The organism is Lottiidibacillus patelloidae (assembly GCF_002262935.1).
GTDB lineage: Bacteria > Bacillota > Bacilli > Bacillales > SA5d-4 > Lottiidibacillus > Lottiidibacillus patelloidae.
In genome coordinates this window covers 500,408-522,127 of the sequence record NZ_NPIA01000001.1, presented here as the reverse complement: position 1 = coordinate 522,127, position 21,720 = coordinate 500,408, and the positions used below count along the sequence as shown (strand labels likewise).

At 37.1% G+C, this 21,720-nt stretch carries 21 protein-coding genes and 1 other annotated feature; of the genes, 1 reads left to right on the top strand and 20 read right to left on the bottom strand.

Going from position 1 to position 21,720, the window contains the following annotated elements:
- Positions 1-372: 372 nt before the first annotated feature.
- Positions 373-1,089 carry a lipase family protein gene (locus CIB95_RS02925; RefSeq protein WP_094921565.1) on the bottom strand — a complete coding sequence of 239 codons (717 nt, stop codon included), beginning with the start codon at positions 1,087-1,089 and terminating at the stop codon, positions 373-375.
- 204 nt (positions 1,090-1,293) lie between these two features.
- On the opposite strand from CIB95_RS02925, the gene CIB95_RS02920 reads away from it, so the two are divergent.
- Positions 1,294-1,665, top strand: a complete 372-nt coding sequence (locus CIB95_RS02920; protein WP_094921562.1) for a hypothetical protein — start codon at positions 1,294-1,296, stop codon at positions 1,663-1,665.
- A gap of 88 nt (positions 1,666-1,753) precedes the next feature.
- Here CIB95_RS02920 and CIB95_RS02915 read toward each other — a convergent pair whose 3' ends face one another.
- The 19 genes from CIB95_RS02915 to CIB95_RS02825 all read right to left on the bottom strand — a co-directional run bounded on the left by CIB95_RS02915 (position 1,754) and on the right by CIB95_RS02825 (position 21,715).
- Entirely contained in the window at positions 1,754-2,131 is a 378-nt protein-coding gene (locus CIB95_RS02915) for a hypothetical protein (protein WP_094921560.1), read from the bottom strand.
- 35 nt (positions 2,132-2,166) lie between these two features.
- Positions 2,167-2,814: a class I SAM-dependent methyltransferase gene (locus CIB95_RS02910; RefSeq protein ID WP_233143892.1), complete on the bottom strand. Its 648-nt coding sequence runs from the start codon at positions 2,812-2,814 to the stop codon at positions 2,167-2,169.
- A 27-nt stretch (positions 2,815-2,841) separates the two neighbouring features.
- Positions 2,842-3,465, bottom strand: a complete 624-nt coding sequence (gene pyrE / locus CIB95_RS02905; protein WP_094921555.1) for an orotate phosphoribosyltransferase — start codon at positions 3,463-3,465, stop codon at positions 2,842-2,844.
- Positions 3,462-4,175: an orotidine-5'-phosphate decarboxylase gene (gene pyrF / locus CIB95_RS02900; protein ID WP_094921552.1), complete on the bottom strand. Its 714-nt coding sequence runs from the start codon at positions 4,173-4,175 to the stop codon at positions 3,462-3,464. Before pyrF ends, pyrE begins: the two co-directional genes overlap by 4 nt.
- Positions 4,132-5,085 (bottom strand): dihydroorotate dehydrogenase, encoded by a 954-nt coding sequence (locus tag CIB95_RS02895; RefSeq protein ID WP_094921549.1) that lies wholly within the window; start codon positions 5,083-5,085, stop codon positions 4,132-4,134. Before CIB95_RS02895 ends, pyrF begins: the two co-directional genes overlap by 44 nt.
- Positions 5,082-5,846, bottom strand: coding sequence for a dihydroorotate dehydrogenase electron transfer subunit (locus CIB95_RS02890; RefSeq protein WP_094921546.1), 765 nt, complete (start codon positions 5,844-5,846; stop codon positions 5,082-5,084). Before CIB95_RS02890 ends, CIB95_RS02895 begins: the two co-directional genes overlap by 4 nt.
- Positions 5,843-9,052, bottom strand: coding sequence for a carbamoyl-phosphate synthase large subunit (gene carB / locus CIB95_RS02885; RefSeq protein ID WP_094921543.1), 3,210 nt, complete (start codon positions 9,050-9,052; stop codon positions 5,843-5,845). Before carB ends, CIB95_RS02890 begins: the two co-directional genes overlap by 4 nt.
- Positions 9,036-10,133, bottom strand: coding sequence for a carbamoyl phosphate synthase small subunit (locus CIB95_RS02880; RefSeq protein WP_094921540.1), 1,098 nt, complete (start codon positions 10,131-10,133; stop codon positions 9,036-9,038). Before CIB95_RS02880 ends, carB begins: the two co-directional genes overlap by 17 nt.
- Positions 10,130-11,419 carry a dihydroorotase gene (locus CIB95_RS02875; RefSeq protein WP_094921537.1) on the bottom strand — a complete coding sequence of 430 codons (1,290 nt, stop codon included), beginning with the start codon at positions 11,417-11,419 and terminating at the stop codon, positions 10,130-10,132. The genes CIB95_RS02880 and CIB95_RS02875 overlap by 4 nt, the downstream gene beginning before the upstream one ends.
- 5 nt (positions 11,420-11,424) lie before the next feature.
- Positions 11,425-12,312 carry an aspartate carbamoyltransferase catalytic subunit gene (locus CIB95_RS02870; protein WP_094921534.1) on the bottom strand — a complete coding sequence of 296 codons (888 nt, stop codon included), beginning with the start codon at positions 12,310-12,312 and terminating at the stop codon, positions 11,425-11,427.
- A gap of 129 nt (positions 12,313-12,441) precedes the next feature.
- On the bottom strand, positions 12,442-13,764 hold the full coding sequence (gene uraA, locus CIB95_RS02865; protein WP_094921531.1) for a uracil permease: 1,323 nt from the start codon (positions 13,762-13,764) through the stop codon (positions 12,442-12,444).
- A gap of 160 nt (positions 13,765-13,924) precedes the next feature.
- Positions 13,925-14,467, bottom strand: a complete 543-nt coding sequence (gene pyrR, locus CIB95_RS02860) for a bifunctional pyr operon transcriptional regulator/uracil phosphoribosyltransferase PyrR (RefSeq protein ID WP_094921528.1) — start codon at positions 14,465-14,467, stop codon at positions 13,925-13,927.
- A gap of 188 nt (positions 14,468-14,655) precedes the next feature.
- Positions 14,656-15,567, bottom strand: coding sequence for an RluA family pseudouridine synthase (locus CIB95_RS02855; RefSeq protein ID WP_094921525.1), 912 nt, complete (start codon positions 15,565-15,567; stop codon positions 14,656-14,658).
- Positions 15,560-16,036 (bottom strand): signal peptidase II, encoded by a 477-nt coding sequence (lspA, locus tag CIB95_RS02850; protein ID WP_094921522.1) that lies wholly within the window; start codon positions 16,034-16,036, stop codon positions 15,560-15,562. Before lspA ends, CIB95_RS02855 begins: the two co-directional genes overlap by 8 nt.
- Positions 16,037-16,131: 95 nt before the next feature.
- Entirely contained in the window at positions 16,132-18,891 is a 2,760-nt protein-coding gene (ileS, locus tag CIB95_RS02845) for an isoleucine--tRNA ligase (RefSeq protein WP_094921520.1), read from the bottom strand.
- 170 nt (positions 18,892-19,061) lie between these two features.
- Positions 19,062-19,275, bottom strand: a binding site (T-box leader).
- 75 nt (positions 19,276-19,350) lie between these two features.
- Complete coding sequence (locus CIB95_RS02840; RefSeq protein WP_094921518.1) at positions 19,351-19,845, bottom strand: DivIVA domain-containing protein; 495 nt, start codon at positions 19,843-19,845, stop codon at positions 19,351-19,353.
- A gap of 112 nt (positions 19,846-19,957) precedes the next feature.
- Positions 19,958-20,731 carry a YlmH family RNA-binding protein gene (locus CIB95_RS02835; RefSeq protein ID WP_094921515.1) on the bottom strand — a complete coding sequence of 258 codons (774 nt, stop codon included), beginning with the start codon at positions 20,729-20,731 and terminating at the stop codon, positions 19,958-19,960.
- Between the two features lie 10 nt (positions 20,732-20,741).
- A complete protein-coding gene (locus tag CIB95_RS02830; RefSeq protein ID WP_408607182.1) occupies positions 20,742-20,999 on the bottom strand; it encodes a YggT family protein in 258 nt (85 codons plus the stop codon).
- Between the two features lie 35 nt (positions 21,000-21,034).
- Entirely contained in the window at positions 21,035-21,715 is a 681-nt protein-coding gene (locus CIB95_RS02825; RefSeq protein WP_094921511.1) for a YggS family pyridoxal phosphate-dependent enzyme, read from the bottom strand.
- Positions 21,716-21,720 lie beyond the last annotated feature (5 nt).

Below are 21,720 nucleotides of genomic sequence, written 5' to 3'. Positions count from 1 at the left end.
TTAATTTTTTCAGTTGATTGGAGTCGACGGCACGAGACTCCTGCGGGAAAAACAACAACTGAAGACCCCACAGGAAGTGCATTTTTTCCGAGGAGGCTGAAGCGTTGCCCGCGGAAAGCGAGTGCCTGTATCGGAAATCAATAATTCACTTTACTACTTGCTGTTAAAAGGAGACTTTTTCAGTTGCCTCCGAGAAAGCTTGTTTCCTAGCTTTCTTAGGAGTCTGAGGCCGGGCCCGAGGAAAGCGAAGGATTTTGAAGGTCCACTAATATTAGATTCATTTTAAAAATGGAACAACCGAACCATACAGATTGTGTCGTAAATCTGAATGAGTTCGGTTATTTCTTTTTTTATAATATTTTAGTCTCAGCCTCATGTTGTACTTCTTAACTTTTTTAGCCCATTCAAATACGTCCCCATATTGTGATTACCACCAAACGAATTTTTTTGTACACTAATTTTGAACTTTCCTTTCACATGACGAAAGATACCTTTGTTTTTCGAACATGGCAAAGGGATTGTAATTGGAGGTAGTAATGTAACTACATCATGAACATTTACAATCCGAACAATTTCAGCTATTTCTTTATTAACAGCATTGCAAAATTTCTGATTACCTACCCGTGGACTAGCATAGTTTATAAGTTTAATATTTTTAAATGCTGCATTCTTCGCAAGATCAAGTGCAAAAACTGTTGCTAATGCTGCCCCTAAACTGTGACCAGTTATTATTACCTTCTTTGTCTTATCAATCTCTTTAAGACCAGCAAATAGTTCATTTCTACATGATTTATAAACTTCCAAAAATCCAAAGTGAACTTTCCCGCAATTTTCTCCATATGGAAAGTCTATATGAAATGCTAAAGAGTCAGCTAACCAATCCGTTTCAGAGACTGTCCCTCGAAATGAAATAATTACCTCTTCCTCATTCTCTAAAATAAATCCAAACCACTCTTTCTTGCCAAACCATTCTGCTTTAAATTCAGCAGTTTTTTTATAACCTTTTGGCACAGTAAATAATCCATCTCGATGATACTGAACATACGTTTTAATACATATATCAGCTAACTTTATATATTCTTCAAGCATTTTACCTACATCCCTTTTCCATTCTTACATCAATCTATGCTAAGAGATGACTGTAGGTTATAAATGTTGAAAACGTTATCGGGAATACGCCTAAACTTGTGGATAAATTGAAATTTTTCTGCATTTCCTGTAACTTCCACTGAAGAAATACGACTATCACTATGAAAGCTTTCAAAAATAAAAAAAATTAAAGGAGTGTCTTAATTGAAAAAGTTTTTAACTATTCTCTTTAGTTCAGCTCTAGCATTGGCAGTAATTTCTGGATGTAGTGCAGATGATAATAAAGCTCAAAATGACGATAATCAGGAATTAGGAGCAGGCGAAAATGACGGCGGTGCAGCTGGAACTATGCCAGCTGGAGAACAGTCTCCATTAGTTAGCGGAAAAGTTGAAGCGGTCGCTGGAGATTCAGTAACAATTAATGTTAATGGGGAGTCTACAACATTTACTTTATCTGAAGATGCAAAAGCGCAAGTTGAAGCTGGCAAGGTAAGTGTTGGCGATAGTGTACAATTCCATACATTCTCTATCGGTTCTAGCACACTTACAGTAGATTCATTTTTAAACGTAGAATAACTATTGATTAGCTCCAAAGTATAAACAATTTAATTCACTTATTAATAAAAAAGATAAGCTCAACTTTGAGCTTATCTTTTTTATTTAACTAATTATCCAATTCTTTAGGAACATCCCATATAAAATAGTGTTTGGAATATTGTCTTGTACTAATAGTAATAATTTTGTTGTTTTTTTCAAATACAAATCCTGACCCTAATTGCTCTTTGTAAACCCAGCCTTTATTTTTCATAAATTCTATCGCCATTCCGTAGGGATACTTCAACTCATATGCAGAAACATACCTGATAACAGAATCGGTACTAAAGACCTCTTCATAACCACTATTGGTTAATTCGTATTTAGTAATTGATAATAGATAGGGCACGGGATTTCCTTCTTGAGCTAGTGCACTTCCAAATCTTAATCCAATAAATACTAGAAATAAAATAATAATTAATATAAAGGCAGCTAATATTTTTCTCAAATTTAAAGTCCCTTCCTATATAATTATTCATCTTTCTATTTCTTTGCGTAAGTAATTAATGCCAAGCCGTCTAAATGCTCTTCACTTTCTACAGAAGATGCTCCACATTTCAATAAAAGATCATGGAATTGGTCACTTTTATAACGATGACGTTTTTTTGCTGCATTTGCCCATTTTAATAATGTTTCTTTTTCAAATCCTTCTAATCCATGTTTCGTTGCATATTTTTCTGCATTTTCCACACTCATATAAAAAGAAGGGTTTAAAAATGCTAATTTACCACCTGTTTTTGTAACCCTTAAAATTTCCGTTAATCCTTCTTCAGGCTTCGGTAGTAAAAACATGACACATGTTGATAATGAAATATCAAATAATTCATTTGCATATGGTAAATGGCAAGCATCGCCAACCTTGAAATTAGATTTATGAGTTAATTTTCGTTCTGAATAGAGCTTTTTACTTTTTTGAACCATACCCTCTGATAAGTCAATTCCTGTTACTGTTTTTGTTTTATCTACTCCTCGTAACAATAATCTACCTGTACCAGAACCGACATCTAGAACATTTTTATTCGTCCAGTCTCCTGATAGTTCAATTAAACGATTATGTAGCTTACTTAGCCAATTTGTTTGTGCCATGTTATCGAAAAATGTAACGAGCTCATCAAATTCGCTACCTTCCATTTTGCGCAATTTATTTTCCCCCTATATTTAAACACCCCATCTTTCAGGGTTTCTTTTCCATGAAAGCATAGAATCATATGCATCTTGGTCAATTTCATTTTGAGATTTCGCTTCAGCAAGCAAAGTTTCAAAATCAGTTAAAGCATACCAAGAAAGTTGCTCTTCTGCTAGGCGCTTTTTACCTATTTCTAGTTCATATGTAAAAATAGAAACAACACCTAAAACTTCTGCGCCTAGTTGTTTCAACGCATGAGCTGCATTTATGACACTTCCCCCAGTAGATATTAAATCTTCGACAATAATGACCTTTTTCCCTTCAGGAATAACACCCTCAATTTGATTTTCTTTTCCATGTCCTTTTGCTTTACTTCGAACATAAACCATAGGGAGTTCCATACTTTCACTTACCCATGCTGCATGAGGAATACCTGCAGTAGCTGTTCCAGCAATTACTTCTGAATTTGCAAAATGTTTTTTTATTAAAGTTTCTAGCCCTTTTGCGATGTCTTTTCGAACCGCTGGATAGGACATTGTTAATCGATTATCACAGTATATTGGGGATTTTATTCCGGAAGACCAAATAAATGGATGTTTTGCACTTAATGTTACTGCCCCAATTTCTAATAGATTCTTTGCAATCTTTCGTTTCATAATAATCCCTCCCACTCACTTTTCATTCTCAAATATGCTGAATGTGGATCTTTTGCTCCCGTAATACTGCGCCCAACAACGATTACATCACTTCCTAATCGATTCGCTTGCACAGGACTCACGATGCGGTGTTGATCATGATTATTATCTTCTGAATTTCTAATACCGGGTGTTATCGCCAAGAAGTTATTTCCACAAACCTCTTTAATGCTAGGTACTTCTAATGCCGAACATACGACACCATCTAAACCGCTTTCCTTCGCTAACGCTGCATACAGTTTAATTGTTGTTTCCATAGAGGAATGAATGAGCAATTCCTCGGTTAGCATATTTTCTGTTGTACTAGTTAGTTGTGTTACAGCTATACATTTTGGGCGTTTACGGCCAACTCTAGATCCTGCTTCTAAACCTTCCAAAGCCGCTTCCATCATCACCTTTCCACCTGCCGCATGAACATTGACAAGATCAACTTCTAATCTTGCGAGCTGCTTCATCGCCTGTTTAACTGTGTTAGGAATGTCATGTAACTTTAAATCTAAAAATATATTACAGTTTTTCATCTTTAACTCTTCAATAATTGCTGGACCTTCCTTGTAATATAATTCCATCCCTACCTTTACGAAAGGATGATAGATTTCAAGCTGACTAACTAAAGATAATGCCTCGTTACTTGACGGAAAGTCGAGGGCTACGATTAATGGTTTGTTCATTTTTCCAACTCCTTCCGACAAGTTCTGAGATTTCATTTACATCTAATTTGTCCATCCACTCTGGTAATTCTTTTATAATTGTTGGGCAAACAAATGGGTTCACAAAATTAGCAGTACCGACTGCTACAGCCGATGCACCAGCCATTAAAAACTCGATCACATCTTCCGCATTCATTATTCCGCCCATTCCGATGATTGGAATGGAGACATGTTGACTCACTTCATAAATCATCCGAATTGCCACTGGTTTGATTGCAGGGCCAGACAATCCCCCGGTTTTATTTGCAATAATTGGTTGTGCGCTTTTTACATCGATTCTCATGCCAATAAGTGTATTAATCATCGTTAACCCATCTGCTCCAGCCTCTTCAACTGCCGAAGCCATCTCAACAATGTTTGCAACGTTCGGGGACAATTTTACGTAAACAGGAACAGAACTGACTTTTTTAACGCGTTCCGTTAACTTTGCTGCAATTAATGGATTCGTTCCAAAGGCAATGCCCCCTTCCTTCACATTCGGGCATGATATATTAAGTTCTAATGCATGAACGTTATTTGCTTGAGAAATTTCTCGTGCTACAATCTCGTAATCTTCGACAGTCGAACCTGCTACATTTGCAATAATAGGAGATTGATATTTTTCTAAAAAAGGAAGTTCGTTTCTAAGGACTCCTTCAAGCCCAGGATTTTGTAAGCCAATTGCATTCAACATCCCTGCTTCCGTTTCTGCAACTCTCGGTGTTTCATTTCCAAAACGTGATTCCAAAGTTGTAGCTTTTATCATGATTGCACCTAGCTCATTTAGATCATAGAGGTTAGCAAACTCTCTACCGAAACCAAAGCAACCGGAAGCTGGCATAATTGGGTTTTTTAAGTCTAATCCAGGTAGTTGCACTTGCAAGTTTTTCATAGTATAACCTCCCCGATAGGAAAGACAGGTCCATCACTACAAACTTTGCGATAACCTTCTTCTGCACGACAGACACAAGCAAAACATGCACCGATACCGCAACCCATCCGTTCTTCAAGTGAAAGATATCCTCTTTCATCTGGATATTTCGAAGTAAGTGCTTTTAACATTTGCGTCGGTCCACATGCAAAGATAGCATCATAATGCCAATCGTTTTTTCTTATTCCATCTGTTACAAAGCCTTTTTCTCCATAAGTTCCGTCCACAGTTGTTACTATTGTGTCACCAAGTTCTTTAAATTTGTCTTCATAAAAAACTACTTCTTCCGTAGCAAATCCTAGTACAACTACGACATTGACCCCTCGTTCAACTAATCTTCTTGCTAAGCCATACAAAGGTGGTACACCAATTCCGCCACCAACGATAAGCGCTGTATCTCCTTCATTAAGTGTCTCAAGAGAAAAACCATTCCCGAGCGGACCTAAAACGTCGATTTTGCTTCCTTTTTTAACTTCACTTAGTAGCTTTGTTCCTTTTCCTTCACTACGAAAAAGGAGTTTCATCGTACTTGCCTCTTGATCAAAGTCACATATACTTATCGGCCGTCTCAATAATGGAGAAAAGCCGTTTCCTACCTTTACATGAACGAATTGGCCAGGAGCTTTTATTTCTTTCACTAAATCTCCTTGTAATTCAATTTCATAAATTTGTTTAGCAATTTTGCTTATCGATTGAACTTCCATCCATTCTTTCTTGATCATACAAATGCCACCTGTTTTTTACTCGGTGCCTTGATTGCTTCAGATGAGAACGTCATTGCTTCAAGAACTTGGAGAATAGCTGTTGCTGTATCTAATGATGTTAAGCATACAACACCATTTTCCACCGCTTCCCTTCGAATTCGGAAGCCATCTCGTGCTGGCTGCTTTCCTTTCGTTAGCGTGTTAATTACAATTTGTGCTTTTCCAGTTCGAATGACATCTAAGATATCTCCATCTTCTTCCGAAATTTTATTAACAGTTCGTACAGGTAAAGAATGCTTTCTTAAAACTTCTGCTGTTCCAGTCGTTGCTAATAATCGGTAGCCGATATTGTAAAAACGCTTGGCGATTTCTTCAATTTCTTCTTTGTCGTGATCAGAAACCGTCAATAATACTGAACCATGTGCTGGAATATTCATACCTGCAGCTACTAACCCTTTATAAAGTGCTTTTTCAAGTGTGTGATCATAGCCCATAACTTCACCAGTTGATTTCATTTCTGGTCCAAGCGTAATATCGACACTTCTCATTTTTGCGAAAGAGAAAACTGGAACTTTCACAAAAACTCCTTCACGTTCCTCGATATACCCATTTGTATACCCTTGCGAAATTAATGATTGCCCTAGGATTACCTTTGTTGCAATATTTGCCATTGGTACACCAGTAATTTTACTTAAAAACGGTACTGTTCGACTCGACCTTGGGTTTACTTCAATAACATATACTTCATCTCTATAAATAACGAATTGAATATTTAACAATCCTTTTATATGAAAAGCCCTTGCTAATGCAATTGTTCTTTCGATAACTTTCTCTTTTATTTCTTCAGATAATGTTTGCGGAGGGTATACGGCAATCGAATCACCTGAGTGTACGCCCGCTCGTTCTATATGTTCCATTATTCCAGGAATAACGACCGTTTCCCCATCAGAAATGGCGTCAACTTCAATCTCCATACCTGTTAAATACCGATCGATTAAGACTGGATGCTGAGGATTCACTTCCACGGCATGTTCCATATAGTGAAGCAGTTCGTTTCTGCTATAAACAATCTCCATTGCACGCCCGCCAAGGACATACGACGGTCTTACTAAGACTGGATAACCAATTTCTTCTGCAGTTTCAATTGCTTCTTCAACAGCCGTTACTGTTTTTCCAAGCGGTTGATAAATATTTAAACTAGATAATGTTTTTTCAAACTTTTTCCGATCTTCCGCTCGATCAATATCTGTTACTGATGTCCCTATAATCGGCACTCCTCTTTCATCAAGCGCACTTGCTAAATTTATCGCCGTTTGTCCTCCGAATTGAACGACAACACCTTTAGGCTTTTCTAAACGAATAATATGCATGACATCTTCAATGGTTAATGGTTCAAAATAAAGTTTATCTGAGATTGAAAAATCCGTTGAAACAGTCTCAGGATTGTTATTTACAATAATTGCCTCATAACCAGCCTCTTTTATCGCTTTTACAGAATGAACGGTTGCATAGTCAAACTCAATACCTTGCCCGATACGAATTGGACCTGAACCAAGGACTAAGATGCTTTCTTTTTCAGTTACTATCGACTCTTCTTCCTCTTCATACGTCCCATAATAGTATGGTGTCGTTGATTCAAATTCTGCTGCACAAGTATCTACCATCTTGTACACTGGCAAAATCGCATTCTCTTCTCGCCATTTGTAAACTTCAAGCTCTTCCATCGCCCAAAGCTCAGCTATTTTCTTGTCAGAGAATCCTATTTGTTTCGCTTCTTTTAACACTTCATTGTTTCGTTTGTTTTCTAGAAGCTTTTCTTCCATATCAATAATATTTTTCATCTTCATCAGGAAAAAGCGATCAATTTTACTTAAATGGTATATTGTTTCAATTGGAATTCCTCGGCGGATTCCCTCTGCCACAGTGAAAAGGCGTTCATCGTCTGCAACTTCCATACGTTTCTTTAAACTCTCTTCATCTAAATAGGCAAACTTTTTAATTTCTAAATGATCTATATTTGTTTCCAGTGAGCGAACAGCTTTTAAAATGGACTCTTCAAAATTACTGCCAATTGCCATTACTTCTCCAGTAGCTTTCATTTGCGTGGACAATGTTCTATTTGCTGAGGCAAACTTATCAAATGGCCAGCGCGGTATTTTTGAGACGATATAATCCAGTGCTGGTTCATAACAAGCATATGTTGTCCCTGTTACCGGGTTTTTCATTTCTGCTAAGTGATAGCCAACTGCGATTTTAGCTGCGAGCTTTGCAATTGGGTATCCTGTCGCTTTCGAAGCTAATGCTGACGAACGGCTAACTCTTGGGTTTACTTCAATAATGTAGTAAGAAAAACTTTCAGGATCTAGTGCAAATTGCACATTACATCCACCTTCAATTCCAAGAGCGCGAATAATTTTTAAGGATGAATTACGTAACATTTGATACTCTCGATCGCTCAACGTTTGACTTGGAGCGACGACGATCGAGTCACCAGTATGTACTCCGACTGGATCTACATTTTCCATATTACATACAACAATTGCAGCATCACTCGCATCACGCATCACTTCATATTCAATTTCTTTATACCCTGCAATACTTCTTTCCAACAAACATTGATTAACCGGACTACTCTTCAAGCCACTAGCAATAATTTCTTCTAGCTTCTTCTGATTGTCAGCTATTCCTCCTCCAGTCCCTCCAAGAGTGTAAGCAGGGCGAATAATAACAGGGAACCCTATTTCTTTAACAAATGCATTGGCCTCTTCTATGGAATGGACAATAGCACTATCTGCTACAGGTTCACCAAGTTCTTTCATTAATGAACGAAACTGTTCACGATCTTCCGCTTGCTCAATTGCTTCTAATCTTGTGCCTAATATCTCAATTTCATATTCTTCTAAAATACCTTTTTCAGCTAATTCTACTGCTAAATTTAAGCCAGTTTGACCACCAAGCGTTGGTAAAAGTGCATCTGGACGTTCTTTTCTAATAACACGACTGACGAATTCCACAGTAAGAGGTTCGATGTATACTTTATCGGCCATTTCTGTATCAGTCATGATGGTGGCCGGGTTTGAATTAACTAAAATTACTTCATACCCTTCTTCTTTTAACGCTTGACATGCCTGGGTTCCAGCATAATCAAACTCTGCCGCTTGACCAATAACAATTGGACCAGATCCTATTACTAAAACTTTCTTAATATCATAACGCTTTGGCATTTGTTATCCCCCTCTTAAAGTTCTTGACCATTTGTAAGAAATCATCAAAGTGTTCATTTGCATCTTCTGGTCCAGGTGAAGCTTCTGGATGATATTGTACAGAAAATGCTGGTAACGTATTATGCTTAATGCCTTCAATTGATCCATCATTTAGCGCTTTATGTGTAACTGTAAAAGGTGTCTTTTCTAGTGACATTTCATCGACAGCATAACTATGATTTTGCGAAGTCATATAAACCTTGCCTGTTTCAAGATGCTGCACAGGATGGTTACTTCCTCGATGACCAAATTTCATTTTCACCGTATCGGCCCCACCTGCTAACGCTAATAATTGATGCCCTAGGCAGATTCCTAAAATCGGGATATGTCCTAATATTCCTTTGATCATTTCAATCGCTTCTTGGACATCTTTCGGGTCTCCAGGGCCATTACTTAACAAAACACCCTCTGGATTTAAACGGCGAATTTCTTCCGCTGTTGTATTATAAGGGACGACGATAACGTCACAGCTTCGTTTTGTTAACTCTCTTAAAATGCCATATTTCATTCCGAAATCTACTAAAACAATTCTCGCTCCTCTTCCTGGACTTGCATATGGGCTTTTCGTAGAAACTCTTTGAACAACATTTTTATCTTCTGGCATGGAACTTAACTGTGAAGCGATCACCTCAGGATCTTCTTCAAGGGAACATAACCTACCTTTTAGTGTTCCAAAACGGCGAATAATTCGGGTTAGTTTCCGCGTGTCTACTCCTTCTAGCCCTGGAATTTCATGTATTTTCAAAAATTCGTGTAAGGAAAATTCACTTCGCCAATTTGATGGATAGCGGCAAGCTTCCCGTACAATTAGACCGTTAATGGCAGGTTTCATCGTTTCAAAGTCATCACGATTTATACCGTAATTCCCGATTAACGGGTATGTCATTGTCACAATTTGCCCTGCATAAGAAGGATCTGATAAAAGCTCTTGATATCCAGTCATTCCAGTATTAAAAACAACCTCTCCTCCAGTAAGCTTCTCACTTCCGAACGCTTTTCCGATCATTACTGTTCCATCTTCTAATACGAGCATTCTTTTCATGCGTTGACACTCTCCTTCTCCCAAGCTATATTTCCTGAAGCGATTGTTAAGATTGGCCACCCTTGACATTTCCAACCTGCAAAAGGTGTGTTCCTTCCTTTTGATGCAAAATCGTTTGGATTAATTTCTCTTTCTTCCTCTAAATCAATCACTGTTATATCAGCGACCTTACCTACAGCTAATTCTCCATACGGTAATTGAAATTTTTCGCACGGGATTTTTGTTAAAAAATCGACTAACTGTTTCATTGAGATTATTTCTTTTTTTACAAAATGGGTATATAGAAGTGGGAACGCTGTTTCTAGTCCGACAATTCCGAAAGGTGCTTCACAAATATTTTTAGCTTTTTCTTCCGCTGTATGTGGTGCATGATCTGTCGCAATAAAGTCAATTGTTCCGTCCAATAGCCCCTCTAGTAATGCAGCACGATCTTCTCTACTTCGAAGTGGTGGGTTCATTTTATAATTTGTATTAACTTCTGGAATGTCATCTTCACAAAGAATTAAGTGGTGGGGACTAACTTCTGCTGTCACGTTTATTCCAGCTCGCTTTGCATCACGGACAACTCTGACAGACTCTTTTGTACTAATGTGGCAAACGTGATAATGGCAATTTGCAGCTTCTGCAAGAAGCACATCTCGAGCGATATGTACAGATTCACAAATGGATGGGATACCAGGAATATCATTTTTCTTGGCAAACGTTCCGTCATGGACTGCCCCATTAAAGATAAGAGAATTTTCTTCACAATGGGCTACGACAGACATGTTAAGTGCTGCTGCCTCTTTCATTGCTTCAAACATCATCGCCGCGTTTTGAACACCGACACCATCGTCAGAAAAAGCAAATGCACCAGCATTTTTTAACTCGGCGAAGTTAATTAACTCTTCCCCTTTTTCATTTACTGAAATTGCTGCATAAGGTAGCACGCGTACATGTGCTTTTTCATGAATTCTCGCATGTAGATTGCGCATCGTCTCTTCATTGTCAGGTACAGGATTCGTGTTTGGCATTGGGGCAATCGTTGTAAATCCACCTTTAGCAGCAGCAAGTGTCCCTGTTTCGATTGTTTCTTTCGCTTCTCCGCCAGGTTCACGAAGGTGGACATGTAAATCTACTAACCCAGGAATAACAAGCTTTCCTGTAACATCAATAACGGTGTAATCATTTTTTGCTACTATTTCTTCACTCATTTTTGTGATTTTATCGTATTCTATTAAAATATCAATTTTGACTAACATTCCTTTTGTATCTAAGACAAAGCCATTCTTTAATAATTTTTTCATTCCATTCACACCTTTCCATTTTGTAGCGCAAATTTTAACACTGCCATTCTTACAAAAACACCATTACTCATTTGCCTAAATATTTTTGAGCGGTGACATTCTACTAGTTCGTCTGCAATTTCAAAGCCACGATTTACGGGAGCAGGATGCATAATGATGCTATTTTGCTTCATTTTTCTTTCTCTCTCTACCGTTAACCCATACTGTTCTAAATAAGATGTATCCTTCTCATTATTAGCCTGTTGATGGCGCTCTTCTTGGATTCGTAAAAGCATTAACACATCTGCATGTTTCACCGCTTCATCCATTGTTAAAAACTCACCTTTTGGAAGTGTATGATCAAACCATTTTTCAGGTCCTGAATAGCTAACAGTTGCTCCTAGCCTTGTTAATACCTCAGCATTTGAACGTGCGACACGGCTATGACGCAAATCACCACAAATGACAACATTTAGATTAGTAAATCTATTAAAATGTTCGAAAATCGTATATAAGTCTAGTAAAGATTGTGTCGGGTGGTTTCCACAACCATCCCCACCATTAATAATTGGTATATTTATATTTTCTATTAATGTTTTAAAATAGTTTTCCTCGGGATGACGAATGACAACTGCATCAACTCCAATTGCTTCTAACGTTTTTACCGTGTCATACAGGCTTTCACCTTTTTGTACACTAGACGTATGAACATCAACATTTAAAATCTTAAAGCCTAGCTTTTGTTCAGCTACTTCAAAGCTCAGCTTTGTTCGCGTACTGTTTTCATAAAATAGATTGGCAATAAACATCTGTTGTTCTAATTCCCACTGCTTACCTTCCGCAAACTTTTTTGCTGCTGATAGGACAGACTGTAGTTCTTCTATTGTCATGTTGTTTAATGTTGTAATATGCAAAATTGATCGCCTCCAATAAAAAACACCCCTCCGATATGGAAGGGTGTAGAAAAGTAGAGGGTCGCCTAAACTCCCTCTTAAAAAACACCCTTGAAAGCTTCTCTGAACTTTTTTAAAGGATGAAACTATTTATGCTGCAGAATTTTTCTTACTTTCTATTTCTTCTTCAAACGATAATTCTTTTTGCTCATCTTTTCCTGGTAATACTAAGTTTAAGACAACACCGATAATTGCTGCTAATGCCATTCCAGCCATTTGGAAGTTATCTCCCAATTTGATGAATGCTCCACCAACTCCGATAACAAGAATGACTGATGAGATAATCAAATTTCTTTTCTTACCTAAATCGACTTTATTATCTATTAACATGCGCAATCCTGATGAAGCAATGATCCCGAACAGTAAGATTGAAATCCCGCCCATTACCGCTGTTGGAATTGTTGAGATTAATGCTGATACTTTTCCGATGAAACCGAATGCAACTGCGAAAACTGCTGCGCCTGCGATTACAAATGTACTAAATACGCGTGTAATTGCGACTACTCCGATGTTTTCTCCGTACGTCGTATTCGGTGGTCCACCTAGTACTGAGGCGATCATTGTCGCTACACCATCTCCTAAAATGGAGCGGTGTAAACCTGGTGTCTTTAAGAAGTTACGACCTGCGATTTTACTTAGTACCATTTGATCACCGATGTGTTCAGCGATTGTTACTATAGCTACGGGAACCATAATCCCTGCAATTGCCCATGAAAATTCTGGCGTATATGTTACAAATGGTACGATGAAGTCTGGCATTGCAATCCAGCTCGCTTCTTTAACTGCAGTGAAATCTACTAACCCTTGCGTATATGCAAACAAATAACCAGTAACGACTCCAATTAAGATCGGGATAATTCCGAAAAATCCTTTAAAGAAGATGGATCCGATAATTGTTACAGCTAATGTTACTAAAGCAACTGTGATAAGAGTAAAGCTATATCCAGTTTGTTCTCCTGGATTTTCATACATTGCCATATTAATCGCTACACTTGCTAAACCTAATCCGATAACGATAATTACTGGACCAACTACTACTGGTGGTAAAATATTCATTAACCATTTTGTACCAAACTTACTAATTAGTAATGCTATCATTCCGTAAACAACACCTGCTAAAAAACTTCCGACCATTGCTCCTTCAGGTCCTCCCATCCCTTGTGCAACAAGAATTGGTGGAATGAAAGCGAAGGATGAACCTAAATATGCAGGAATTTTTCCTCTTGTTATTAATAGATATGCTAATGTTCCTAGACCACTAGATACTAAGGCTACCGCTGGGCTAAGACCCGTGATAATCGGTACTAAAACCGTTGCTCCAAACATTGCGAATAAATGTTGCAAACTTAATGTAATCCATTTCAGTAATTGTGGTCGTTCATTTACGTCTAAAATCATATTGTTTGTTTTCATTTGAATTCCCCCATTGTTTTATATCTGCTCATAAAAAAAACTCTTTACATTGTTGTAAAGAGGCAGAAAGTTTCCTTGATTACTAGTTTACAAGCGCAAACTAGTCTTCAAGAGAACGATTGCCCCTTTTCAGTCTCTCTGGACTGTCTTTAAAAGGGCCTTATTTATCATGTATACTTACTTGGTCAATTCCATCCACTTCAGCTAGTTCCACTACAATTTTTTCTGACTTTGATGTTGGAACATTCTTTCCGATAAAGTCTGGTCGAATTGGCAATTCACGGTGACCACGGTCGATTAAGACTGCTAATTGAATTTGCGCTGGTCTTCCTTTATCCATTACTGCATCCATTGCCGCACGGACTGTTCTTCCAGTGTAAAGAACATCATCGATTAGAATAATCTTTTTATCTTGGATAGACTCCGGTAAATCTGTACCTTTTAAAACTGGCTCTCTGTCCGACGTTTTAATCGATAGGTCATCACGGTAAAGAGTTATATCCACTTCTCCGATGGCAATTTTCTTTCCTTCGATTTCTTCGATTCTTTTCGCTAACCGTTGTGCGACATATATTCCTCTTGTTTTAATACCGACAAGAATACTGTCTTCCACACCTTTGTTTCGCTCAATTATTTCGTGAGCTATACGAGTTAATGCGCGTCTAATCGCTTGGTCGTCTAAAACAATCGCTTTTTCTGACATTTTTTCACCTCGTTATTTTTCATCCCATTGAAAAACCCCCCTGCCGTCTGGCAAGAGGGTTGATAAACAGAGTAATAGGTAGACTACACCCATTAAATGCTTAGTTCCTTCTCAGCCTCACGGGACTGTAATTAAAGGGATGCTATTTAATTTGCTTGTTTAAAGTATGCCACCGATAGTAAAAAGCGTCAAGACCTTTTTTTCAATTCATCTAAAAGTTTTGTCATTTCATCAGGTAAAGGTGCTTCAAACTGCATAAATTCACCTGTTGTTGGATGTTCAAATCCAAGTGTTGCAGCATGTAACGCTTGTCCTTCAATATCCAATGTTTTTTTCGGTCCATACTTAGGATCTCCCGCAACTGGGTGTCCAATATAATGCATATGAACACGAATTTGATGCGTACGTCCAGTCTCTAATTGACATTCAATAAATGAAAAATCTTTAAAGCGCTCTACTACATTAAAATGAGTTACCGCATCTCTACTATTTTCATTTGTTACTGCCATTCTTTGACGATCCTTCTTATCACGACCTATAGGTGCATCAATTGTTGCATGATCATGTTCAATAACCCCATGGACAATTGCAAAGTATTTTCTTAATGTCGTTTTAGCTTTTAATTGTTCGACTAATGACTCATGTGATTTATCATTTTTAGCTACCATTAATAATCCAGATGTATCTTTGTCGATGCGATGCACGATACCAGGACGCAGTACGCCATTAATTCCTGATAGATCCTTAATATGATACATTAACCCATTTACCAATGTTCCTGACGGATGGCCAGGGGCAGGGTGAACGACCATACCACGTGGTTTGTTTACTACAACAACATCGCTATCTTCAAAGACAATATCTAACGGAATGTTTTCCGGTACGACGTCTAAAACTTCTGGTTCTGGAATATTAATCGTAACTTCATCGCCAGCTTTACATTTATAGTTTCCTTTTACCGTTTTACCGTTTACTTCCAGATTTCCTTCTTTAATCCATATTTGAACTTGGCTACGAGACCAATCATCGTATTGTGGTAATACTTTGTCCAAACGTTCGTTTTCATGTTTTTCCTCAATTGTTACTTGAACTTTATTCATTAATAGGCTCCTCTTTTTTCTTGTTGTCAAATAAAGTGGCAATTATGATTGTAAATGCACCTACGACTAATGCAGAATCAGCGATGTTAAAAATCGGATAGTTATACGTGAAGATATACACGTCAATGAAATCAACTACTTCCCCGCGAAAAACACGGTCAATGAAATTCCCGATTGCACCACCTAATATTAAACTAAGTGGCCATCCTAAAAATGGCTCATTTTTCGTATGTTTAATTAAGAAATAAATAATCCCAATTACCACAATTACCGTGACGATGTAGAAGAACCACATTTGTCCTTGCAACATTCCCCACGCTGCACCTTTATTTCGGTGTGATGTTAAATATAAAAAATCTTTTACTAATGGAATACTATCATAAAGTTCCATATGCCTTACAACTAATTCCTTTGTCCACTGGTCAACTAAAATGATTACAGCCGCCAAAACATAATATCCTAACTTCATACCCCACCCTCACTTCTTATCTATCTTTATTATTTATATTCTATCTTAGTTTTATGAAAAAAGCACTTTACCTTAATGGCAAAGTGCTACTTTTTTTATTCGTAATGGTTCATTACGATATCGGCACAGCTTTCACAAAGTGTTTCATGCTTACTATTTTCACCAACAGTCGGTGAAACAATCCAACAACGCTCACACGTTTCGCCTTCAGCAGCCTCTACTAATACACTGATTTGTTCAAACTTATTAGCAGTTTCTGGAGCTTCTTCATATTTACCAGCAATCGTTGCGTTAGATACGATAAATAACTGATGTAACTGATCGAGTGATGCTAATAATTCCTTTGTTTCTTCAGTAGGATATAGCTTCAATGAAGCAGTTAATGACTTACCAATTACTTTTTCGTTACGAGCATTTTCTAATGCTTTTAGAACATCGTTTCTGATATCCATAAAACGATCCCATTTGTTTTCAATCGTTTCTGTATTATCAACGTTTAGTTCGTCTGGCATATCAGTTAAGAATACACTCTCACCATCAACATGAGGGATATGTGGCCAAACTTCATCTGCTGTATGAGATAAGATAGGCGCAACTAACTTCGTTAATGCTGTAACTGTTTCATACATAACAGTTTGAATCGCTCTTCTTCTTTGGGCATTTTCCGGTTGAATGTATAGGACATCCTTGGCAATGTCTAAGTAGAATGAACTTAATTCAATTGTACAGAAGTTATGAACTGCGTGAGTTACTTCAGCAAAATCATACTCATCATATGATTTTTTCGCGCTTGTAATTAAGTTATTTAACTTAACTAACATATATTTATCTACTTCTGCAAGGTCAGCCACAGCTACTTTATTTTGAGTAGGATTGTAATCACTTAAGTTTCCTAATAAGAAACGGAATGTATTACGAATCTTACGATAACCTTCAGATACTTGTTTTAAAATCTCATCGGAAACACGAACGTCTGATTGATAGTCGACAGAAGCAACCCAAAGACGAATAATATCTGCACCGTATTGTTTTACAATTTTCCCTGGCTCGATAATATTTCCTAATGATTTACTCATTTTTTTGCCATCGCCATCATTTACAAAGCCGTGACTTAAAATGCCCTTATAAGGTGCTTTTCCAGTTACTGCAACTGAAGTTGATAATGACGAGTTAAACCAACCACGATATTGGTCAGAACCTTCTAAATAAAGATCAGCTGGTCTGCTTAATTCTTCACGCTCTTCCAATACTGCTTGGTGAGAAGAACCAGAATCGAACCAAACATCCATAATATCTGTCTCTTTTGTAAATGTTCCGCCAGGACTATGTTCCGAAGTAAATCCTTCTGGTAATAGATCCTTTGCATCCCACTCAAACCAAATATTTGAGCCATGCTCACGGAATAATTCAGAAACATGTGCAATTGTTTCTTGGGAAATAATTGCTTCGCCATTCTCTCCATAAAATACAGGAATTGGAACTCCCCAAGCACGTTGACGAGAGATACACCAGTCTTCACGGTCTTTAATCATATTATAAAGGCGAGTTTCTCCCCATTGCGGAACCCATTTCGTGTCTTTAATTGCTTGTAAGATTTCTTCTCTGAAATCCTTAATCGAAGCAAACCATTGAGCTGTAGCACGGAAAATAACTGGTTTTTTCGTACGCCAATCATGTGGATAAGAATGTTTAATGAATTGTAGCTTTAGTAAAGCTCCTACTTCATTTAATTTTTCAGTAATCGGTTTATTCGCTTCATCGTAAAATAAACCTGCAAATCCTGGTGCTTCCTCAGTCATATTTCCTTTATCATCGACTGGACATAACACATCAAGGTTATAACGCTTTCCAACAAGGAAATCGTCTTCCCCGTGTCCTGGAGCAGTGTGTACACAACCAGTTCCTGATTCAGCTGTAACGTGGTCAGAAACCATCACTAACGACTGTCTGTCATAAAGAGGATGCTTCGCAACAACATATTCTAGTTCTGCACCCTTCACTGTTTTCAGAACTTCGTGATTTTCCCATTCTAATTCAGCCGCTACATTTTCTACTAACTCTGAAGCAATAACATATTTCGTACCAGCCACACCGACAACAGCATACTCCATCTCAGCGTGTAAAGCGATTCCTAAGTTTGCAGGAATTGTCCAAGGCGTTGTTGTCCAAATGATGAACTTTTCGTCACCTTCAAGAACTCCTTTTCCATCTGTAACGGAAAATGCAACATAAATAGATGCTGATCGCTTGTCATGGTATTCAATTTCCGCTTCAGCTAATGCAGATTCTGAAGATGGTGACCAATAAACAGGCTTTTTCCCTTTATAAATATATCCTTTATTCGCCATCTCACCGAACACTTTAATTTGTTGCGCTTCATAAGCTTTATCTAGCGTGACATAAGGATTATCCCAATCAGCTAAAATTCCTAAACGTTTAAATTGCTCACGTTGGCTGTCCAATTGACCTAATGCATATTCTGCACATTTTTCACGGAATGCCGCTACAGTCATTTCTTTTCTTTTTACTTTCTTTTTTGTTAATGCCTGTTCAATTGGCAATCCGTGCGTATCCCATCCAGGTACATATGGTGAATAAAACCCACTCATTGATTTATAACGAACAATAAAGTCTTTAAGAACTTTGTTTAGAGCATGACCCATGTGTAAGTCACCGTTCGCATAAGGTGGTCCATCATGTAAAATAAATGATGGTCTTCCTTTCGTTCTTTCTGATACTTTTTGATAAATATTAAGCTCATTCCATTTATCGTGAATTAATGGTTCACGATTCGGTAGATTTCCACGCATCGGAAAATCAGTTTTTGGCATTTTTAACGTATCTTTATACTCCATTTACATTAAGCCTCCATTTATTTTTTCATTTTTAAAAAAGCGCTGTTAAAGAATTTTGTTGATTTTGAATAGCTTCAGGCGGACGTTTCCCGCGGGCAACGCTTCTATTATCTTTAAATATCAACAATCATAGCTAACAGAGCGAAAAACAAAAAAATCTTCCTCATCTCCTAAGAGACGAGAAAGATTCCCGCGGTACCACTCTAGTAGGTTATTTACATAACCCGCTCAACATTCTTAACGTGAATGATCCGCCGTTGCTTACTCTATTTCAGCAAAGGAACTCAAGGGTGATTTTCCAGCAACTTCTTTACCTCAGGCTTCCACTATCCCTGATTCGCTATGTATTAAATGGAGCTGTACTGTCCCTGTCCTCGTTGTTAACGCTATGATTTAAATGATTTCAATTTTGCTTATCATTATATGCTAAAACATCTATCTACGTCAACAACTAATGAATTATGAATTTACTTCTTCTTTTTCTTCTTCGATCGTATTAATTAATTGATCCCAATCATCTGTTTCAATTAAATCTAATTGCGCTTCAATTAACATACGGAAGCGAGTACGATATACTTTCGCTTGCTTTTTCAATTCTTCCACTTCTAAAGCTATCTTTCGTGATTTAACTAAAGCCTCGTTTACAATTCGATCAGCATTTTTTTCTGCTTCACGAACAATTAGCTTTGATTCCTTCATTGCATTTTGCTTTAATTCTTCAGCAGTTTCTTGTGCAATGACAATGGATTTATTTAGCGTATTTTCAATGCTAGAAAAATGGCTAAGCTTGTCCTGTAAATCAGAAACTCTTGATTCTAATTCTTTTTTATCACGAATAATAATTTCGTAATCTTTAATAATTTGATCAAGAAATTCATTTACTTCATCTTCATCATATCCGCGAAAGCCTTTACTAAATTCCTTATTATGAATATCAAGCGGTGTTAGCGACACTTCTGACCACCTCCAAGTGTATTATCTATTTGTTAGTTTGTACTTAATTCTATTTTACATAATTTTTTATAATACTTCGACAATTTTTTTGATATTCCTCTATTTTTTACAATTATTTTTTAATTCCTACCATCATTCGCCATTTTTCTTTCTTTGTTTTCCCATTAATTTCTAGTATTTTCGCTCGTCCAAATCCACGGACAGACAATAAGTCATTTTCCTTACATTCATAGGATGGTTGTTCAATGACTTTCCAATTCACTTTTGTAGCGCCAGATTTAATAAGTGGCACGATTTTCTGTCTTGAAAGTTTATATACTTCTGAAAGAATAGCATCAAGCCTTAAAGAAGAGACAGTAGCCGTTACCTCATGCCACTGTTCTTGCCCTTTTGCTAATTCTTCGGAATCAACTTCAATAAGTTTAACAGATGCTTTTCCAATTTTATTTAGGTTAACCTTAACGTAATCAGATATTTGCGTATCAATTACAAACTGGACTGTTTCTTCTTCGATTATGACATCACCAAACTTTTCTCTCTTAACGCCCAGGGACATTAACGATCCAAGCACATTGCGATGTTCAATTGAAACAAACTTCGTTGCATAGTTCACTTTAAAACTTGTACACATAAAGTCAGATGTAGAAACTTCATAATATGAAGGATAAATTATTGCTCTTTTTCGTTCTACAAAACTCGCCCCACCCCAAAAAGAAACTTTAATTTCATCGTTTTTTCCTATCAAATCAGATAAAATCTTTTGTTCTCTTGGGTCAAGAAAATCAGTTAGTTTATATGCATACTGTGTTGCAACTTGATTTTTCCAGTCTAACACTTGATCTACAAAGTCATGCTCGTCTTTATGATAATGTTCGTAGATGCTCATTCAGTCACCTTTATGTAAACATGTTAAAAAGGCTGATGACACCCATTTCTGCAAAAGTTAATGCAAAAATTGCCACAATTGGTGAAATATCGATCATACCTAATGGTGGAATAATGCGGCGGAAAGGTTCTAAGTAAGGTTCACAAATTGTCGATAGAAAACGACCAATACCTGATTCTCTTGCATTAGGAAACCAAGACATTAAAATATAACCAATTAAAGCAAAACTATAAAGATTTAGTGCTGTAAGTAAAATTTGTTCTAACATTTCCAAAACTAGTCACCTCTACTGAAATTTATTTATTAAATTGTTTCATTTCCAACTAAAGCTGAGCCGATTCTAACGAATGTCGCTCCTTCTTCAATCGCAATTTCATAATCATTTGACATACCCATAGATAATTCTAAGCAAGGCGCATTACGGATATTTAACGCTTGAACATCCATTTGCAGACTTTTTAAATCACGAAAATAAGTTCTAATCTTTTCCTTATCCTCTATATTTGGAGCCATAGTCATTAATCCGACAACTTTTACCTTTGAATAATCTTTAATCTTTTCGACAAAGTCTTTTACGTCTTCTGGAGCTATGCCATGCTTTGAATCCTCTCCAGAAACGTTTACTTGAATGAAGCAATTTACTTCATTTTCTGCTCTTTTTTCGATTTCTTTCGCTAGCGAAAGGCGGTCTAATGAATGTAAATAATCAATTTCATTAATTACATCTTTTACTTTTCTTGACTGCAATGTTCCAATAAAATGAAATTTCGCCTTCCCATTTAGCGTTTCAAATTTTTCTAAAAAGCCTTCAACACGATTTTCACCTAAATGCTTAACTCCTGCCTCAATAGCTTCCTGAGCAGTTTTTAAGGAAACATACTTCGTAACAGCAATGACGTTAACTTCTGTTTCTTGTCGATTCCTCCTTTGACAAGCATTACGGATCGTCTCTTTTATTTCCTCATAATTTCTTTTAACAGTCAATCTTT

Bases quoted from the DNA above. Each gene is read 5' to 3' on its own strand.
- pyrF (WP_094921552.1), bottom strand. From the start codon at position 4,175: ATGAACAAACCATTAATCGTAGCCCTCGACTTTCCGTCAAGTAACGAG.
- CIB95_RS02855 (WP_094921525.1), bottom strand. From the start codon at position 15,567: ATGAATAAAGTTCAAGTAACAATTGAGGAAAAACATGAAAACGAACGT.
- CIB95_RS02895 (WP_094921549.1), bottom strand. From the start codon at position 5,085: ATGAAAAACTTGCAAGTGCAACTACCTGGATTAGACTTAAAAAACCCA.
- CIB95_RS02835 (WP_094921515.1), bottom strand. From the start codon at position 20,731: ATGAGCATCTACGAACATTATCATAAAGACGAGCATGACTTTGTAGAT.
- CIB95_RS02880 (WP_094921540.1), bottom strand. From the start codon at position 10,133: ATGAAAAGAATGCTCGTATTAGAAGATGGAACAGTAATGATCGGAAAA.
- pyrR (WP_094921528.1), bottom strand. From the start codon at position 14,467: ATGTCAGAAAAAGCGATTGTTTTAGACGACCAAGCGATTAGACGCGCA.
- CIB95_RS02925 (WP_094921565.1), bottom strand. From the start codon at position 1,089: ATGCTTGAAGAATATATAAAGTTAGCTGATATATGTATTAAAACGTAT.
- CIB95_RS02830 (WP_408607182.1), bottom strand. From the start codon at position 20,999: ATGTTAGAACAAATTTTACTTACAGCACTAAATCTTTATAGTTTTGCT.
- CIB95_RS02910 (WP_233143892.1), bottom strand. From the start codon at position 2,814: ATGGAAGGTAGCGAATTTGATGAGCTCGTTACATTTTTCGATAACATG.
- carB (WP_094921543.1), bottom strand. From the start codon at position 9,052: ATGCCAAAGCGTTATGATATTAAGAAAGTTTTAGTAATAGGATCTGGT.
- CIB95_RS02875 (WP_094921537.1), bottom strand. From the start codon at position 11,419: ATGAAAAAATTATTAAAGAATGGCTTTGTCTTAGATACAAAAGGAATG.
- ileS (WP_094921520.1), bottom strand. From the start codon at position 18,891: ATGGAGTATAAAGATACGTTAAAAATGCCAAAAACTGATTTTCCGATG.
- pyrE (WP_094921555.1), bottom strand. From the start codon at position 3,465: ATGAAACGAAAGATTGCAAAGAATCTATTAGAAATTGGGGCAGTAACA.
- uraA (WP_094921531.1), bottom strand. From the start codon at position 13,764: ATGAAAACAAACAATATGATTTTAGACGTAAATGAACGACCACAATTA.
- CIB95_RS02890 (WP_094921546.1), bottom strand. From the start codon at position 5,846: ATGATCAAGAAAGAATGGATGGAAGTTCAATCGATAAGCAAAATTGCT.
- lspA (WP_094921522.1), bottom strand. From the start codon at position 16,036: ATGAAGTTAGGATATTATGTTTTGGCGGCTGTAATCATTTTAGTTGAC.